Origin of the sequence: Pararhizobium gei (assembly GCF_029223885.1) — a bacterium.
Taxonomy (GTDB): Bacteria; Pseudomonadota; Alphaproteobacteria; order Rhizobiales; family Rhizobiaceae; genus Pararhizobium; species Pararhizobium gei.
Genome location: NZ_CP119409.1, coordinates 1,063,893 through 1,081,519, shown reverse-complemented (window position 1 = coordinate 1,081,519; position 17,627 = coordinate 1,063,893). Strand labels below are relative to the sequence as shown.

At 60.2% G+C, this 17,627-nt stretch carries 16 protein-coding genes; 3 read left to right on the top strand and 13 right to left on the bottom strand.

All coding sequences use genetic code 11. From position 1 onward, the window contains the following. Window positions 1-7: 7 nt before the first annotated feature. The 4 genes from bglA to PY308_RS05065 all read right to left on the bottom strand — a co-directional run bounded on the left by bglA (window position 8) and on the right by PY308_RS05065 (window position 5,422). On the bottom strand, window positions 8-1,672 hold the full coding sequence (bglA, locus tag PY308_RS05080) for a beta-galactosidase BglA (RefSeq protein WP_275788943.1): 1,665 nt from the start codon (window positions 1,670-1,672) through the stop codon (window positions 8-10). A gap of 30 nt (window positions 1,673-1,702) precedes the next feature. Further along, a complete protein-coding gene (locus tag PY308_RS05075) occupies window positions 1,703-2,851 on the bottom strand; it encodes a carbohydrate ABC transporter permease (RefSeq protein ID WP_275788941.1) in 1,149 nt (382 codons plus the stop codon). A gap of 1 nt (window position 2,852) precedes the next feature. Continuing rightward, on the bottom strand, window positions 2,853-3,863 hold the full coding sequence (locus PY308_RS05070) for a carbohydrate ABC transporter permease (RefSeq protein ID WP_275788940.1): 1,011 nt from the start codon (window positions 3,861-3,863) through the stop codon (window positions 2,853-2,855). Window positions 3,864-4,081: 218 nt separating this feature from the next. Beyond that, complete coding sequence (locus PY308_RS05065; RefSeq protein ID WP_434064240.1) at window positions 4,082-5,422, bottom strand: ABC transporter substrate-binding protein; 1,341 nt, start codon at window positions 5,420-5,422, stop codon at window positions 4,082-4,084. 310 nt (window positions 5,423-5,732) lie between these two features. On the opposite strand from PY308_RS05065, the gene PY308_RS05060 reads away from it, so the two are divergent. After that, entirely contained in the window at window positions 5,733-6,764 is a 1,032-nt protein-coding gene (locus PY308_RS05060; RefSeq protein WP_275788937.1) for a substrate-binding domain-containing protein, read from the top strand. 7 nt (window positions 6,765-6,771) lie between these two features. Here the strand turns inward: PY308_RS05060 and folD are convergent, their stop codons facing one another. Both folD and PY308_RS05050 read right to left on the bottom strand, forming a co-directional pair. Beyond that, a complete protein-coding gene (gene folD, locus PY308_RS05055) occupies window positions 6,772-7,671 on the bottom strand; it encodes a bifunctional methylenetetrahydrofolate dehydrogenase/methenyltetrahydrofolate cyclohydrolase FolD (RefSeq protein WP_275788934.1) in 900 nt (299 codons plus the stop codon). 198 nt (window positions 7,672-7,869) lie between these two features. Next, a complete protein-coding gene (locus tag PY308_RS05050; protein ID WP_275788931.1) occupies window positions 7,870-9,942 on the bottom strand; it encodes a GumC family protein in 2,073 nt (690 codons plus the stop codon). Between the two features lie 168 nt (window positions 9,943-10,110). Between PY308_RS05050 and PY308_RS05045 the strand changes: the two genes are divergently transcribed. Further along, window positions 10,111-11,376, top strand: a complete 1,266-nt coding sequence (locus PY308_RS05045; protein ID WP_275788929.1) for a lipopolysaccharide biosynthesis protein — start codon at window positions 10,111-10,113, stop codon at window positions 11,374-11,376. A 1-nt stretch (window position 11,377) separates the two neighbouring features. Here PY308_RS05045 and PY308_RS05040 read toward each other — a convergent pair whose 3' ends face one another. From PY308_RS05040 to PY308_RS05030, 3 genes are read right to left on the bottom strand one after another with little or no spacing between them, the layout of a single operon-like run. Continuing rightward, window positions 11,378-12,256: a DUF6492 family protein gene (locus tag PY308_RS05040; protein ID WP_275788926.1), complete on the bottom strand. Its 879-nt coding sequence runs from the start codon at window positions 12,254-12,256 to the stop codon at window positions 11,378-11,380. Window positions 12,257-12,275: 19 nt separating this feature from the next. Continuing rightward, on the bottom strand, window positions 12,276-13,082 hold the full coding sequence (locus tag PY308_RS05035) for a WecB/TagA/CpsF family glycosyltransferase (RefSeq protein WP_275788923.1): 807 nt from the start codon (window positions 13,080-13,082) through the stop codon (window positions 12,276-12,278). Then, window positions 13,079-14,344 carry a glycosyltransferase gene (locus PY308_RS05030; RefSeq protein WP_275788921.1) on the bottom strand — a complete coding sequence of 422 codons (1,266 nt, stop codon included), beginning with the start codon at window positions 14,342-14,344 and terminating at the stop codon, window positions 13,079-13,081. The genes PY308_RS05035 and PY308_RS05030 overlap by 4 nt, the downstream gene beginning before the upstream one ends. 155 nt (window positions 14,345-14,499) lie before the next feature. Here PY308_RS05030 and PY308_RS05025 point away from each other — a divergent pair, with 155 nt between their 5' ends. Then, the gene (locus tag PY308_RS05025) at window positions 14,500-15,489 is read left to right on the top strand and encodes a glycosyltransferase family 2 protein (protein ID WP_275788919.1); all 990 of its coding nucleotides are present in this window, start codon (window positions 14,500-14,502) and stop codon (window positions 15,487-15,489) included. 12 nt (window positions 15,490-15,501) lie between these two features. On the opposite strand, the gene PY308_RS05020 is transcribed toward PY308_RS05025, so the two are convergent. The 4 genes from PY308_RS05020 to PY308_RS05005 all read right to left on the bottom strand — a co-directional run bounded on the left by PY308_RS05020 (window position 15,502) and on the right by PY308_RS05005 (window position 17,624). After that, a complete protein-coding gene (locus tag PY308_RS05020; RefSeq protein WP_275788918.1) occupies window positions 15,502-16,071 on the bottom strand; it encodes a hypothetical protein in 570 nt (189 codons plus the stop codon). After that, entirely contained in the window at window positions 16,071-16,439 is a 369-nt protein-coding gene (locus PY308_RS05015; RefSeq protein ID WP_275788917.1) for a hypothetical protein, read from the bottom strand. The genes PY308_RS05020 and PY308_RS05015 overlap by 1 nt, the downstream gene beginning before the upstream one ends. Window positions 16,440-16,529: 90 nt before the next feature. Then, complete coding sequence (locus PY308_RS05010) at window positions 16,530-17,093, bottom strand: rod-binding protein (RefSeq protein ID WP_275788915.1); 564 nt, start codon at window positions 17,091-17,093, stop codon at window positions 16,530-16,532. Between the two features lie 117 nt (window positions 17,094-17,210). Then, window positions 17,211-17,624 carry a hypothetical protein gene (locus PY308_RS05005; protein WP_275788913.1) on the bottom strand — a complete coding sequence of 138 codons (414 nt, stop codon included), beginning with the start codon at window positions 17,622-17,624 and terminating at the stop codon, window positions 17,211-17,213. Between the last annotated feature and the right edge of the window lie 3 nt (window positions 17,625-17,627).

Here is a 17,627-nt window from a genome sequence, read left to right as displayed (position 1 = left end):
CATCCAATCATTCAACGCGGGCAAAAAAGCCGCCCCAGGCCGGCAAGAAAATCCTGTCGTCGCCCAGATGCGAATCAAACCCGTGCCCTTCCAGGACTTCGAGCCTCTCGATCGGCCGCTCGACAGTGACCGGTGCGCCGCTCATGTTGAACAGGCACAGGATCGTCTCATTGCCGAAGATGCGCTCATAGCCCAGAACCGGCGCCTCGTAGGGCCGAAACTCGATCTCGCCCTTGGCGAAAGCCGGATATTGCTTTCGGAAGTTCAGGAAGCGCCGATAATGGGTCAGCACCGAACGCTGGTCCTGTTCCTGCACCGAAACCGCGCGGCCGAGATGGTCCGGCGACACGGGCAGCCAGGGCCTGCCGTCGCTGAAGCCGCCATTGACCGACTTGTCATCCCAAACCATGGGCGTGCGGCAGCCGTCACGGCCCTTAAAGTCCGGCCAGAACTGGATGCCATAGGGATCCTGCAGATCTTCATAGGCCAGATCGGCTTCCGTCAGCCCGAGTTCTTCGCCCTGATAGATGCAGACGGACCCCCGCAGCGTCATGAGCAGGCTTGCCAGAAACTTTGCGTGCGCCTCATGGTCGGCGATGTCGAAGCCCCAGCGGCTGACATGGCGCACCACGTCATGGTTTGAAAAGGCCCAGCAGGCCCAGCCTTCGGGTGCCGCGCGGGCGAAATCATGCAGCACCTTGGCGACGCCGGCCGGCGTCAGCGGATCGGGCGCCAGGAATTCGAAGGCGTAGCACATATGCATCTTGTCGTTGCCGGAGGTATATTGCCCGGCGATTTCAAGACCGATCTGGCTGTCCCCGACCTCGCCAACGGCCGCAATTGCCGGAAACTCGTCCATGACGGCCCGGAAGCGCCTGAGGAAAGCGAGGTTTTCCGGCCGGTTCTTGTCGTAGAGATGTTCCTGGTAGTTATAGGGGTTCACCGCCGGCGCGGTGTTGGCATTGCGGCGTTCCGGGGCAAGCGCCGGGTTGTCGCGCAGTTCCAGATCGTGAAAATAGAAGTTGATCGTGTCCAGCCGGAAGCCGTCGACGCCGCGTTCGAGCCAGAAGCGCTCGACCGCAAGAAGCGCGTCCTGAATCTCCGGATTGTGCAGATTGAGATCGGGCTGCGACGTCAGGAAATTGTGCATGTAATATTGCAGGCGCGTCGGATCCCACTGCCATGCCGAACCGCCGAAGATCGACAGCCAGTTGTTCGGCGGCGTTCCGTCGGGCTTGGAGTCCGACCAGACGTACCAGTCGGCCTTGGGATTGAAACGGCTTGAGCGGCTTTCCACGAACCAGGGATGCTGGTCCGACGTGTGCGACAACACGAGGTCGATCATGACGCGGATGCCAAGACGATGGGCCTCAGCGATCAGGTCGTCAAAATCGACAAGCAGACCGAAAATGGGATCGACGCCCTTGTAGTTCGACACGTCATAGCCGAAATCCTTCATCGGCGAGGTGAAGAACGGCGAGATCCAGATTGCGTCCACGCCCAGAGAGGCGACATAGGGCAGCCTCGCTGTGATGCCCTTGAGGTCGCCGATGCCGTCACCGTTGGAATCCTGATAGGAACGCGGATAGATCTGGTAGATCACCGCGCCGCGCCACCAGTCCCGGTCTGCCACAAGGGCGGAACTGCCCGTCTGGGTCATGCTCTTGGTCATAGATATTCAAATTCCTATGCGTGAAGAAAATCAGCCGCCCTTGACCGAGCCGGCAAGCAGGCCGCGCACCAGATAGCGCTGCAGGCTGAAGAAGACGATCAGAGGGACGATGATGGTGATGAAGGCCGAGGCCGTCAGAATTTCCCAGTTGCCGCCGCGCGAGCCGAGCAGATTGACGAGACGGCCCGTCAGCACCAGTTCGTTGTTACCAGCGCCCAGAAAGACCATTGCGACCAGAAGATCGTTCCAGGTCCACAGAAACTGGAAGATTGCGAAGGAGGCAAGCGCCGGGAAGGACAGCGGCAGAATGATCTTGATGAAGATGTCGAAATCGCTGGCGCCATCCACCCGCGCCGATTCCATGATCTCGCGCGGGAGGCCTGCCATGTAATTGCGCAGGAGATAGATGGCGAGCGGCAGACCGAAGCCCATATGGGCAAGCCAGATGCCGACATAGGTCTTGGCGGGTACGCCGAGGAAGGCGCCTACCCCGTTATAGAGCTTGAGCAACGGAATGAGCGACATCTGCAGCGGCACGACGAGGAGGCCGACAACGACGGCGATCAGGATCGCACGACCCGGAAACTTCATCCAGGCGAGCGCGTAGGCCGCAAAAGCCGCGACAAGGATCGGAATGATGGTCGCCGGAATGGCAACCGTCAGCGAATTGATGAAGGAGGCACCGATCCCTTCGGCGCGCATGACCTCGCGGTAGTTGTCGAACGTGAAGCGCGGCGGAACGGCGGCCGTGAAAAAGATGCGCTGGCCGCGTGTGCCCTCCATCGCCTTGTCCGAAATGATCTCGAACGAACCATCGGCCTGAACTGTCAGCTTCTCGCCGCCGTTCAGGTCTGCCGTCTGCCCGGGCTGGAAAGCCGCCGGCTCGCGGCTGTTGAAGCCAAAAGCGGATACCTGGCCGGCGGACTGACCTTCGAGCATATTGCCGGAGATGACGAATTTGCCGTTCTTCTCGACCTGTTTGTCAGCTGTTGGCGCCCTGAAGACCAATGTCTGCGTCGAAGTGGAAAGCGCCGTCCACCAGCCGGAGACGGCCAACTGGTCCTTGTCGCGCAGCGATGAAATCAGAAGACCTGCGGTCGGCAACGTCCAGAGAAGCACAAGCAGCGCGACGGAGAGATGGACGACCCAGATGAGCGGGGAGCGGGCGGAAGCAATCATCTCAATGGCCCTCCATTTCCTTGGCAGCATTGCGGATGTTCCAGATCATGATCGGAACGACCAGCACCATGATGACGACGGCGATTGCGGCGCCCCGTCCGAAGTCGCCGCCACCACGGAACATCCAGTCGAACATCAGGTTGGCGAGAACCTGGCTCTGCCATTGGCCATTGGTCATGGCGAGCACGATATCGAAGACCTTGAGTACCAGGATCGTGATCGTCGTCCAGACCACGGCGATCGTGCCCCACATCTGCGGGATCATGATCTTGAAAAAGATCTGAAGACCGTTGGCGCCGTCGATGACGGCGGCTTCGATCGTCTCCTCGGGGATACCGCGCAATGCAGCCGACAGGATGACCATCGCGAACCCGGTCTGGATCCAGATGAGGATCACCATCAGGAAAAAATTGTTCCAGAACGGCAGGGTCACCCAGGCTTCGGGCGATCCGCCGAAATAGACCACCAGCGCGTTCAAAAGACCGATCTGCTCGGAGCCTTCGGGCCGGAAGTCATAGATAAACTTCCAGATGACGGAAGCGCCGACGAAGGAGATCGCCATGGGCATGAAGATCAGCGTCTTGGCGATATTACCCCACCAGATGCGGTCGGTCAGCGCCGCGATGATCAGCCCGAAGAAGGTGGCGGCGGCGGGAACAACGAGCAGCCAGAGGAAATTGTTGTAGATGGATTGGCGAAACTCGCCGTCGCCGAACATCCACTGGAAATTCCGCAGGCCGACAAAGGCCTGACCGGACTTGTCGTGCAGGCTGAGCCAGACGGATTCAATCACTGGATAAATCAGATAGACAGTGAGCGAGATCATGGCCGGGCCGAGAAAAAGCCAGGGTCTGACCGCGTTGGTGATGCGCAGGTTGCGCGATGCAAGAGGACCCGACCGGCCCTTGGAGGGAAAGATCCTGTCCAGAAGCCAGTTGGTCCCGAAGAAATAGGCAGCGCAGGCGAGAACGCCCGCTGCCATCGTCACGATAGCGAAAAGCAACTGCTGCATGGAAACGTCCCTCCCCAGGGGTCATTATTGGAGGAGAGCTTTACTCCTCCCTGTCACTTCGTGACATCTCCCCCACAAGGGGAAGATCGTTCTTTTCCGCCGCCTGTCCTCAACTGTCACGAGCGCAAAAAAGCTCGCCGCCAACCTCCCCCTGTGAGGGGAGATATCCCGGAGGACAGGGGCGGTGGCCGCCCGGCATCCTTACTTGCCATGCATCCTTACTTGATCGAGTCCCAGGCAGTCTGAATACCGGTGGCAACATCAGCGGCCGATTTGCCCCCGACATAATCGACCATGCCCGTCCAGAACGCACCGGCGCCGATCTTGCCCGGCATCAGGTCCGATCCGTCGAACCGGAAGGTCGTGGCATTGATGAGAATTTCGCCCTGCTTCTTCATCGGACCATTGGCATAAGTATCTTGGTTGACACCCTTGTAAGGCGTCAGGAAGCTCGACTGCGCCATCCAGACTTCATGGGCGATCGGCGTCTGCAGAAACGCGATGAAGGCTCGCGATGCCGGTGTGTCCTTGGTGATCATAGCCAGCGTGCCGGCGCCAAGGACGGGATTGCCGAGGTCAGGCTTGCTCGCATAGGGCGGCATGTAGAAGAAATCCGCATCCTCGCCGACAACCGTTCCTTCAGGGAAGAAGGATGGAATGAAGGATGCCTGGTGGTGCAGGTAGCATTTCGGCGGCGAGGCGAAGAGACCTTTCGGACTGTCGCGGAAATCGCTGGAGGCAACAGCCGCAGCACCGCCATCGACGAATTTGTCGGTCTTGGCGAAGAAACCGAACTCATCGATCGCGCCGGTGACGGCCGCATCCGTGAACGGAATCTGGTTGGTTACCCATTTGTCGTAGACATCGGCCGGCTGGGTCCGCAGCATCATGTCTTCGACCCAGTCCGTCGCCGGCCAGCCTGTCGCACCGCCGGAACCGAGACCGATGCACCAGGGCGTCCCGCCGTCGGCGACGATCTTTTCGGTCAGCGCCTTCAAGTCCTCCATCGTCTTCGGAACGTCATAGCCCGAATCCTCGAAGTTTTCGGGCACGTACCAGACGAGCGACTTCACGTCGATCTTGTAGGGAAAGGCGTAAAGCGCCTTCGCGCCGTCCTTGCCTGCATAGGTCGAGAGATCGACCCAGGACTGACCGGCGGCGTAATTTTCGAGAAGCCATTTCTGGGTTTCTTCACCCAGGGGCGTCAGATAGCCTTTCGACGCGAGATCGGCGATCAGGCCCGGCTGCGGCAGGATGGCGACATCCGGCGGGCTGCCTGCCTGCGTATCGATGACGATCTGCTGTTCGTAATTTTCGGATGAGGAATACTTCACTTCGGCGCCGGTCGCATCGCGGAAATAATCGAGGACCGATTCGACCAGAACCTGGTCTTCGCCACGCCATGGACCGAAAATCGTCAACGTCTGACCTTTCAGGTCGTGACCTTTCTTGAAATCATCAAGGCTTGCCCAGTTGAATTTCCCGTCTTCCCCGGGCTTGAATTTCAGCTCAGCCGAAGTTGCGGGACCGGCAACGAGCGCAAGCGCCGCTACCCCCATCAGGAACGTCTTTTTCACGTCATCTCCTCCCAAGAAATTCCCGGCGCGACAAGGCCGGGCGCATGACAACACGCTCGAATTCAAAGCGCTTTGAGTTTGCTAACAAATCATTTCGCCCGGCGTCGAGTCAAGAGCTTTCCACTCACGCGCGAATCCTCAACCGCCCGCAGTGCAACACAAGTTTTGCGCTGCGGCAGAACGATTTCCTGTGGCTGCTCAGTTGTACCAATGTTACAAAACCTTTACCGCAGGCTCCAATGCGACGTCGAGCCGTCCAGAATTCAAAGCGCTTTGGGAGGAGCGTTGCGGAATGAACGTTAATCTCAAAAAGCTTGCCGAAATGCTCGGTCTTTCGCAGACGACCGTCAGCAGGGCCCTCAACGGATATCCCGAAGTCAACCACGAGACCCGTCAGCGGGTGTTGCGGGCGGTGCGCGACACCGGCTACAGGCCCAACCGCGCAGCTCAACGGCTGGCAACGGGCCGCGCCGGATCGATCGGCCTTGTCATGCCAATCGCCCAGGGGATCGATTCCGACGTGCATTTCGGCGAGTTCCTCGCCGGACTGGGGGAGGAAGCCGTCCGCCATGATTTTCATTTCGTCATCAATCCCAGCGCGCCAGACGACGAGGAGGCGACATTCCAGCGACTGGCGGCAAGCGGCAATGTGGATGCGCTTTTCCTCGCCTATATCCGTGTCGGCGATCCGCGCATCTCCATGCTGAAATCGCTCCCCATCCCCTTCGTCGTGCACGGCCGCAGCATCGATCAGCCGGCAACCTATCCCTTTCTCGATATCGACAACACAGCCGCCTTCTACGATGCGGCCCGGTTTCTCATCCAGCTCGGCCACAGGCGCATTGCACTGATCAACGGCCCGGAGAATCTGACATTCGCGTTTCGACGCCGCAGGGGAATGCAGCGGGTAATGGAAGAAAACGGGCTGGTTTTCGACAACGACCTCGCCCATCACTCGATCATGACGGATGAATACGGATACAGCGCGATGCAGCGCTTTCTCGGCCATCCGGCACCGCCGACTGCCGTGCTTTGCTCGAGCACCGTGATGGCGCTCGGAGCGGTCCGGGCAATCAACAGGGCGGGCCTTGAACTTGGCAAGGATATCTCGCTCATCGCCCATGACGACGTGCTGCCGATGCTGAAACCGGAAAACTTCATGGTGCCGCTGACAACAACGCGATCCTCGCTCAGGGCGGCAGGCTCGCGCATCGCGGCGCGGCTGATTTCCCACATCCTCAAGACGGGCGATTATCCCGAACAGGAGCTCTGGCGGGCCGAACTGATCGTAAGGGCCTCTACCGGCCCCGCCCCGAGGCGATAAGCCGCGTTCAGAACGTCGGCGGCGTACGACCGGCCTTACGATGAGCGGCGATCACGGTATTGGCCATCAGCATGGCAATGGTCATCGGCCCCACTCCGCCCGGCACCGGTGTGATGGCGCCGGCAACTTCAGCGCATTCCTCGAAGGCGACATCGCCGACAAGACGGAATTTACCCTCCCCCTTTTCGGGGGCTGCCACGCGGTTGATGCCGACATCAATCACTGTGGCACCGGGCTTCACCCAGTCGGCCTTGACCATGCCGGGCCGCCCGACGGCGGCGACAAGGATATCTGCGCCACGGCAGACCGCGGCCAGATCCTTTGTCCGCGAATGGGCAATCGTCACCGTCGCATTGGCATTCAAAAGAAGAGCGCCCATCGGTTTGCCGAAGAGGTTCGAGCGGCCGATCACCACGGCATTCAGCCCCGACAGATCCTCGCCGTGCAATCGCCTGACGAACACCATCGCCCCGGCCGGGGTGCAGGAAATCAGTCCGCCTGCCAGATCGCCGGTGGCGACCTTTCCGGCATTGACGATGTTGAGCCCATCGACATCCTTTTCCGGCAGGATCGACTGGATGATCGGCTCGGATTGGAGATGTTTGGGCAAGGGAAGCTGTACCAGAATACCGTGCAGGCTGTCGTCCGCGTTCAGGCTCTGCACCAAAGCTGCAAGATCTGCCTGCGACGTGCTTTCGGGCAATGTATGCTGTACGGAGTTAAAGCCGCATTCCTTGGCTGTCCGGCTCTTTGCGGAAACATAGGCATGGCTTGCAGGATCGTCCCCGACGATGACGACCGCCAGACCGGTTCTGACACCCGTTTGCTCCATGAGGTCCCTTGAGGCGACTTTCACGGTTTCGATAATCGACGCGGCAATCTGCTTGCCATCAATCACGGTCGTCACGGTGTTCTCCCAATATCTGTTTTCGTTCACTTTAATTGCGGCACGCAGGCGCAATAGCCTCAATGCGTCCTATGCTGTCCAGAACAGACAAATTCAAGCCCGGCAGGAGAAAGCAAATACAAAACCGGCAGGAGTGACAGCTTGTACCGTGAGGCTGGGGATCCCGACAACAGAGCCGGGGATTGCCGAACTGGAAGGCTACCGTCCGCCGGCGCGCAATCTTGCATAATCTTCAACGCGGGAGCGGAGCGCGCGCATCTCGGCCTGCACCTGTTCGAAACCTTCGGTTTCACGGTCCTTTTCCTGCATTTCGCGAAGATAGGAACGCAACTCTGATGGCTCGTCACGTTTGCCCGCCTGCAATGCGGAGAGTGCGGCAGCGGTCGCGGAGGCATGATGCGCGGCCGGTTCCCGGCGCGGCTGACGAACCATGGATGGAACATGTTCCGGCAGACGCGGGGAGCGTCCTGGGCCGTCGGGATGGGGGTCGCTGCCGTCCGACGGCACGTCTTCAACGGGGGGTTCATCACGGCGCTCCGGGCGTTGCAGGCGATGAATCAGGCTGCGATAGGCGCCGAGCATGACACCCAGCCCAATGCCCGCCATCAAACCTGCCATCATGCCGCCGATTGCAATCAGCTTTCGCGACGGGCCGTTGGCCTGCAGCGGTGGCTCTGCCCGGGAAATGACGCGGATGTTCCTGTTCGTCAACTTTCCTTCCTCGCCGGTTTCGCTCGCGCGCTTCAGGAAGGACTCGTAAATCGCCTGCGTGGCATTTGCCTTGCGCTCAAGCTCGCGCAGCGTAATGAAGTTGCCGGAGAAATTCACCTGATTGGCCTTGCGGATAGCCAGTTGCTGGACAAGGTCCTTCTCCGTATCCACGGCGCGCTTCAACTCGGTCTGCGCCGCGGCCTCGATACGACGCAGTTCGTTGCCGATTTCGGCGCGCGCGACCTCGAGCGCCTGCGATGCCGCCATTCTCTGCGGATGGCGGGGTCCAAGGCTGGTGTCGAGCGCGCCCAATTGCGCGCGCGCCTCCGAATATTGCTTGCGCAGTTCCTGCAGCGTCATCGAACTCAGTTCTTCGGGAAATGACCCCGTCAGCACGTCGTTCAACCGGGTGTTCGTCGCGACGCCTGCCTTGGCTCGCGCCTCGGCGATCCGGTTGCGGACGGCGGCGACCTGGTCGTTGAGGAGGAGAAGCTGTTTGTCCGAGATCAGTTCACCGCCCGCTCCGACGATGTCGTGCTCGGCTTTGAAGGTCTCGACGGCATTTTCGGCGGCATCCAGATTTTTGCGCAGTTCGGCCAGCCGGTCGTCCAGCGCTGCCGTGGTTTCCTGGAAAAATCCGGATTGGGCAGCCTGCTCTTCCTTGAGGAAAGTGCTGACGATCCGGTTGGTAATCAGGGCCGACTTCTGGGCGTTGTGGGTCTTGACCTCCACGGTGACGATGAAGGTTTTCGGGTCGCGCCCGACGGTCAGCGCTTCGCTCAGTTTTTCCAATGTACGCGGGCTGATACCGGATGCCGGCGCGGCCGAACCCTCCTGCGGGGAGACGATGTCCCGGGCCGCGGCAAGACGGCTTTGGTCCGCCGTGCCGAATTCAGGATCACGATCGAGATTGAGATCGACGGCGACCTTTTCCAGAACCGTTCGCGAGCGGAGAATTTCCAGCTGGCTGTCGAGCAGCGCAAGGATGGCCTCGGTTGCCAGGTTCCCCTTGGAAAGATCGGAATCCGTCAGTCGGACCTCGCGTGGATCGACATAGAGCTTGCTCTCGGAAATATAGATGCTGGGCGTCGACATCGCGAGCAACACCCCGCCCGCCGCACCGACGACCGTCAGAAACAGAATGACCTTTCGCATCTGCCAGACGGAACTGAGGATGGTGGCTATATCGATCAGTGGCCTGTCGCGTTCGTCTTCGTAGACCGGAGAGCCGGTCGTGTAACCGCCGGTGCGCTTTTCTGCCATTCCGTGATCGAAGGTCATCGCTGCCGTGTCGCGACGCAGCCACCCGGAAAAACGGGCAAGTCGGCCTTTTTTTGGCTTGGTCCCGCTTTTATCCTCGGCAAATGCGGCGGTGGTTGCTGACTGCGACAAAAGAGGTTCGGAAACGGGCTTGCCCAGCCGATCGAGAAGGGCGGCGGCCCCGCGCGCCGGCACGGAGCGGCTGATCTGCCGCGGACGCGAAGCCGCAGTCTCGCCGGATGCAACATCGAGCAAGGAACGACGAACGACAGTCCTTTTCTTATCTTCCGGATCGAACATGGATGCCTGTATGCGCCCGCCTGCGGGCAAAGTGACGAACTGCCGGAGAATAGGCGTTTTATGGAAAACAAATCGTTAATAAAAGGGGGAAGCCCGGCCGGATTGACGAGGCAAACCGCTCATTAAACTTTACCGGTTACAAGCGGGAAGACCATCCGGACCCCGCTCGTGATCAACGTCATCAAGACCCAATATGCACGCCATCGCAGCGTGATATCAGCCTATATTTCCATGACCAGCGGCTCGGCTGGCCGGCTGGTCCTATCGCTGGTGTATTTCGTCTGCGTTGCCAACGGGCTGTCGGTCGCCGAATTCGGCCTGTTCGCCACGGCATCTGCGGCCGGGATCATGATTTCGCGTGTTCTCGCCTTCGGCTTCATGTCGCCGCTCTATAGGGTCGCGACGGTGAAGCCGCTTATGATCGGCACCTATAGCGCCGGCTTTCTGGCCGGGGCCTTGCTCTCCCTGCCGCTCCTTGTGGCGCTCAGCCTGGCTGTGTATCACGCCGTTTTCGCCGATGATGTTGCGCTCCCGGTGTTTCTTGCGCTCATGGCTGCGGAGATTCTGTGCTGGCGGGGACTGGAAGTCGTGGTCATCGTGCTGAACGGGCTCGGGCGCTTCGGACGCGCAGCCCTTCTCGTGGTGATCGGCACCGCGATGCGCACCCTTGCCGCCCTCGCCTTCTCGTTTGCTCCGTCAACGACGCTCGAAACCTGGGCCTGGTGCTACCTTGCGGCCAACGCGCTGTCCCTCTTCATCGCCGCCGTATGGTTCTTTCCCAAAGTCCGGCTGCGCTGGAAACCGGAACTCTATCTTCGTCGCTGGGCCGATTCCGTTTCTGTCGCAGGCGCTGAAGTCTTGTTCTACGTCCAGTCCGAATTCGACAAGATCGCTGTGCTGGCGATCGGCGGGCCGCAGGTTTCGGGTATCTATGCCATCATCATGCGGCTTGCCGACCTCACGGCGCTTCCGGTGCGCTCCTTCAACATGCTGCTGGTCCAGAAGATCATGCGGGCGCCCGGCACGATCAAATCCTGGCGCACTCGGCTGACCATCGAGGCAGCCATCTCTGCCGCGTCCCTCATCGCAATTGCGGCCATGGCGGTTTATCTCGCCATCTTTCCGCGTGGGCTTGGAAACAATGTCGCAGAGGCGGCGCCTTATCTTGCGGTCGTTCTCCTGGTGCCGTCATTCCGCAATCTGGTCGAGTATCATTCCGAACTGCTCTATGCGACCGGACGGACAGTGCGCCGCATCGTCAATCTGATCGCGGCCGGCCTCATCAAGGTCGCGCTGCTGGCAGCCGTCTTCGGTGCCAGCACTGATGTCGCGGCCTGGGCGCCCTTGCTCAACGGCGTTTACTTCGCGCTCTATTGCGCATCCTTCGCCCTGACCTATACGGCGCTTCGCGGCGAACCCGCACGGTCCATATAATTCAGGCGGCGCGCTGGTGAATGATGTCGCGGATCTGGTGAAGATCGTGGCCGATGAAGGACTGGATACCGATACCGATCTGATGCGGGGCCATATCCGCCATGAACCGTTTCAGTCCATCCACGCCGGGCGCATAGCTATCTTCCGACCAGAGCACATGACAAAGCGCGTCGGGCGACGCGATGTGCCCCTCACCCATCAGCACCTCGTGGACGAAGCGGCCATAGATCATGCATTCGGAAAACTGGCGCGAGCGGATGACGGAGCGAACCCAGTTTCGCCCATGGAGCGCTTCGACATGGGAAAGCAGCGCGCGGCAGGTGTCCGTGCGCCAGGCGATCAGCGTGTTGATGTAATCGTTGGCCGGAAGGCGGTAGGGCCCAAGGCCCAGCAGCCGGTCGGAATGGGCAAGCCATTCCAGATGATTCGACGCCATCCGGGTGCCGATCGCCCCGTCCTTGCGGTAAAGCGTCAGCCGGTCTCCCTGCCAGAGTTTGGCGGGATCGAAATCGCGCAGCAGGACGACGTCGGAATCGACGGAAAGGATCGTCGCTTCCTCGATGTGGCGGCAAAGCGCCAGCCGGCGCAATTGCTGCACATGCCAGCCACGCAACGGCATGCCATAGGGATTGATCCAGAGTTTGCGGCGGCCCGCAGACAGGGGGTCAGGAATGGCGCGCAGCCATCGCGGCAGAAGATCGCGCTCATCGATCACCGTTCGGCGCGGTCCTTCCAATTGCCTGAAAAGGGCGACATCGAAGGGAGCGACCAGAATATAATGACGCCAGTCGCCCTTGAGGCGCGTGTCCATGCTTTCACACAGGAGGCGGCAGCGCTCGAAGTCATTGGCATAGGAAGCCGTGACAATAGCTGTGGGCATCAAAGCATCCGTCGAAAGATCAGGGCCGGTGGCGTTGTACTGGCACCGGTGCGGCTGGTGCACGTCTGCCAAACTTATGACGGAGAACGTGATAGATGAACAGCGGATTTCCAAGAATGTAACGGCGCCAAAGGCGGCGCGGCTCCAGAACCAGCCGGTATAGCCATTCGAGCCGCAGCCGGCGAATGGTCGGCGAGGCCCGCGGTATGCCTCCGGCGACGAAATCGAAGAGGGCGCCGACGCTGATGACGAGGCGCGCATGGCCGGGACCGACATAACGGTCGATCCATTTTTCCTGTTTCGGGCTTCCCATCGCGACCAGAAGAATATCCGGCTGAAACGCACGCACCCGCGCCATGGCCTCCCGGGACCGGGCGTCGTCGAGATAGCCGTCGGCAACCGTGATGAACTCGTGCCAGGGTGCGTGCTCGCGGAAATTCTCCGCAGCTCGGTAAAGCGTATCCGGACGTGCGCCGATCATGGCGATCCGCCGTGGCGTCGTGAGATAGGTCATCAGCGCCGGCACGAAATCGGTGCCGTTCAGATTGGCCGGAAAGCGATCGCCATGGAACAGCCAGGAGGCAATGTCGACCCCATGTCCATCCGGCAAAACCAGATGCCGCGACAGCACTGCCCGATATTCCGGATCCCGCATCATCAGGTTGGCATTGTTGGCATTGAGAAAAGAAACGATGGTCTGTCCAACGCCCCTGGAAACGGTTCTTTCGGCAAAGGCGAAAGCATCCGCCCAGTCGAAATCACAGACGGGCAAATTGAAGATCAATCGCTGCGATGCCGCGATCGGGGCTGGTGTCTGGATGTTCACAGGGATTGACCTCGCCGATTTGAGGCAAATTCGAGGGATGGCAGTTTTGTTGTCTGTGCGACAATCCGGCTTTGGGTTGGACTGCGCATCGCGGCTGGCGCGCCGAACTCGGCAAGCCCCTGTTCCAGCGCCGCGAGAAGCCGCGATTTCTGAGCCGTGTGGAACGCTGTGCCCGGCAGTCTTGCGAGACTGCCATTTCGGACCTGCGCAACTTTTTCCGTCAGATGGCGCGCAAAATCCGCGGCATGGTCGGCTGTGCTGCAGTTTGCAGGAATGTCCGCAATACCTCGCAGCGACGCGCTGGTTGCCACGCAGGGGAGACCGTATTCGAAGGTCTCTATCGTCTTGAGCTGGACGCCCGTACCGCCGCGGCTGATCAGGGGCACGACCGCAGCGCTTTCGACGAAGGCGCGCGCGTCCGGAACCCTGCCGAAAAAGCGCAAGCCCGGATGGGCGACGGCGGGTTTATCGGGCAGTTGCCCGGCGATTGCGATCGACATGGTCGGCGGCAACTGCGGCACGATGTCGGACAGAAACCAGTCCAGCCCGATCCGGTTCGGCTTCCAGCTCCATGTGCCGATCAGGGCTAGATCATGGGCAAAGCCGGGCGGCGTTGTCTCCACCGGCTGGTTCCAGCGGGTGACCAGCGGCAGAACGGCTGCTTTCCGGCCGATGGCTGCCCCGAAACCGAAGCGATCGGCCTCCGCGAAGGTCCAGACCGTCGAAGCGGCCTGCGTCAACCGTGCCTCGATCCGGCCAAGAAGCCGCGCTTCGCGCCTGAACAAAAACGCCTCCAGACGGCCGGAGGCTGCGGCCGCATTTTCAACGGCCGAATTCGCCTCGACATTGTGCGCGACGTAAATCGACGGGTATTTTTCGAAAACGGGGATGAACGCGCCAGGCAATTGTACGGAATTGAGGATCAACCCGTCAAAAGGCGCAAGACGGGCCAGCAGTTGCTCGATCTCGCGGCTGCCCGTCTTCAACATTTTTGCGGAGGAAAGCGTCGTCCGGCCGGACAAGGCCCTGGCCAGCCAGCGAAGTTTCGTCAGGAGCCCCGCCCTTGCATTGGTAACGTCGAGTTCGCCGAGAAGATGGATCTCGCAATCCGGCGCGGGCTTCTGTCCCGGCTGAAGATAGCCGACGACGCTGACGCGATGCCCCAATGCCCGCAATCCGTCGAGAAGCGTGCGGTTGGCGATATCGAAACCCGATAGCGGGTTCTCCACCGGCACCAAAGAGGAAACGAAGACCAGATGCATTTGTCACACGCGCTTGAGATGACCTGCGCGCACTCTATCAGGGTGGTATCAACCGGCCCTTAAACCATTCATTCAAAAGCCAATTCGGAAGTTCAGCATCTGTTTAGGAAGTTTTGCTTTAGTGCTTTTGATTTCCGCCTCCAACAGGTTCGCCGATGACCCCGCTCAGCCAGGACATAAGCGTGTTTTACCAGACCGCGAAAGACGGTGCGGACACGGTCTCGCTGGTCGTCACGCTGCCGACGTTCCGCCGGCCAGAGCACCTGCTCAAAACCCTGAAAACCCTTATTTCGCAGGAGCCGGGCTGCCCCTTTGCCGTGGTCGTCATGGAAAATGATGCAGACGGGCTGGAGGGCGCCCACGCGGCTCGCAGCTTCTTTGCGGCCCATGCGGTCAATGCGCTTGTCGTGGTGGCTCACCAGCGCGGAAATTGCCACGCCTATAATGCCGGCTGGACGATGGCACTCGCCCACTATCCCAATCTAACGGCCATCGCCGTCATCGACGATGATGAAATTGCAGCACCCGACTGGCTTGACAGTCTCGTTTCGGTACAATCATCGACAAAGGCCGATCTCGTCGGCGGGCCGCAATTGCCTGATTTCGAGGACCGGGCGCGCAACGATCGAAAGCGTCATCCCGTCTTCCTGCCTCATTACGGTACGACAGGCCTGGTCCCGATCCTTTATTCGTCCGGAAACGTCCTCATCACGCGTCATGTTCTTGACGCGATGCCCCGGCCTTTTCTCGATCCGCTGTTCAATTTCATCGGCGGCGGAGACAGCGATTTCTATCGCCGTTGCCGCGAGAGGAATTTTACCTTCGCCTGGGCCGCCGATGCCTGGGTGACGGAAACGATCCCGGCACGGCGGACGCAGTCGTCCTGGATCAGGGCACGCAGCCTGCGCAACGGCGCGATCTCGGCCCTGCTCGAACACCGGGCCGCACCGCATTTTTCCGGCCGGTTGAAAACCGTCGCGAAATCTCTGGCGCTGCTTGCATCCTCGCCGATCCGGGGGATCTGGTTGTGGCGGTCATCCCGGCTGGCGTCAGCGGGCCTGTACCACTTCTATGTCGCATGGGGCCGTCTGATGATGGAGGTCGGGCTCGTCAACGAGCAATATCGCAATCCCGAAAAGAACTGAGGCGAAGACCCGTCAGTGCCCAGCCGCAGCGGCGCGCCGTTCTGCTTCCGGCATTTCGTCATGCGCCGTCTCGCCGTTCTTGTCGACAATGGCGACCGGCGTCTGTTGCGGCTGGTTCGCTCCTTTGCCAAGGCGAGCGACATCGTCCTTCGACAGATATTCGAGTTGTTCGACGAGCACTTCGAAGATCACCTCGCCGCGCATGTCCTTGTTCAGGCCATCCTTGACGGCCGTCTTGAATTGCGCGAGATCGAAGCTCTTGCTGTCGGCGATATTGATCAGTTTCTGACCGACCAGGATTTCGAAAAGAGCGTTTGTCACCGTCTCCTTGAGCGGCACGTCCAGCAGCTTGATCTTGTGTTTATCGACAGCAAAGGACAGTTTCGTCAGGAAATATCCCTGAACACCGCCATCCGTGATGACGGGCACGGTGATCAGCTCTCCTGGCACGTACTGCTGCAATGCCCGGCGCTCGGCATCGGCATCCGATTCCACCGGCGCTGACGCATGCTGGATCGAGAAATAGACCGAGCCTAGCGCGACCGCGCAGACCCAGACGCCGGTGACGACAAGCTTGAGCATCAGAGATCGCCGTACCGGAACTGCTGCTCGGAATAAATGCCGTCGGCATCGGCGTCCTGCACGGCGTTCCGGAGAATTTCAACCACCGAACGGCACGCTTCCATATGAGCGTTCACCTTATCGGAATTCGCCACCAGCTTGGACTGGATGTGGCGCGTCTGGGAGACGAAGGCAGGCGTGAGTTCTTCCGGAACTGCGTCGCGATGCAACACCGTCAATTCATACAGGCAACGGCTCTTGCGGGCATTCGATGCCTTTAGGTCGAAGCTGGGATCGACGCCGATCCGGTTGTTTTCGTTGTCGAGGATCATTTCGAGGCGGCCCAGGACATTCTGGATACGCACGTCGCTCGATGCAGCAGCTTCCATCTTTGTTGCTCCCATTGGCGCCGCATCACGATAACGGATGCACAGCGCGAAAATATTTGAGTGACTGTCCGCAAGGCGGCGGAACCGGCCTTAGGATTGCTGGCTCTTGTCGACATCCATGAAGGTCGCAACGGCCTTGCGCTGGTATTCCTGCACCATGCTCAGCGCGACATTGCCGTCGTTGCCGTCCAGCGATGCGTTGACGCGACCCGGCGCGTCGGATCCCACGATCCGATCCGTGACCATGCTGTTGGCGATGCCCACGCCGTCGCCCTCAGCCATGACATTGCCGACCTGCTCGGCCATCATGCTCTTCCACATATCGCCGGACATGCCCTTACCGTAAACCTCTTCGCTTTCGGTGGGCAGCATCGACTTCACGAAATTCTGCAGCACCATCGCCTCGAACTTGCGATAGCTCTCCGGAATCTTCTTGGCTTCGGCACGATTGTTGATGTCGCCGAGACTGTTGGACGGGCTGTCCTGCTTGAGAACGGCAATCGTGTTGGCAAAGCCATTGCCGTTTTCGGCAAGGCTGGAAGCCTGAAAGGCGGCCCGGTTGGCTTTCAGCCTTGCCTGGGCTTCTTGCACGTCCGCCGGATCGGCGGCACGCACGACATCCAGTACCAGGTCGCTTGGTGGAGAAATGGCCATGACCGTGCCCTTTTGCTCGCGGCAACTCCGCGGCGCCCGCCGAAAGGGACGGGAATTTCCGGAGTTCGATGATTCAACCGAAGGAAGCGACCGCTCGCGGCCAGTTCCGAAGCCGCACTATGACCGGCCAACCTTACCGGAAGCTGGTGAGCGGCCGAGGACATGCTGATCGACCAGATCATAGATACTGTTGTCGGCCTCTTCCCGATCTTCGAGAACACGCGCGTCCTGCATGTTCTCCTGCAGCCTGTCGCCCTTCGCCCGCTCCTTGAGGACCCGGGTTTCGTGGAGCTGCTGGATGCCGTGCAGCATCTGGTCCTTCTGGGCGAGGCGGCCGAGCTGCGAGGCATAATGGCCCGAAAACATCGCATGCAGCGGACTTGCAGATCCCATCGCATCCGCCACGACATCGATCGTGTCCGCGAGCTGGCGCCGCTGCCTTGCGGTTTCCGCCAGTTCACTTTCCGCCATCTGTTCAAGGTGGCGCTGGACGGCAACGAGACGTTTCAATTTTTCCGAGCGGCTTTTCATGGC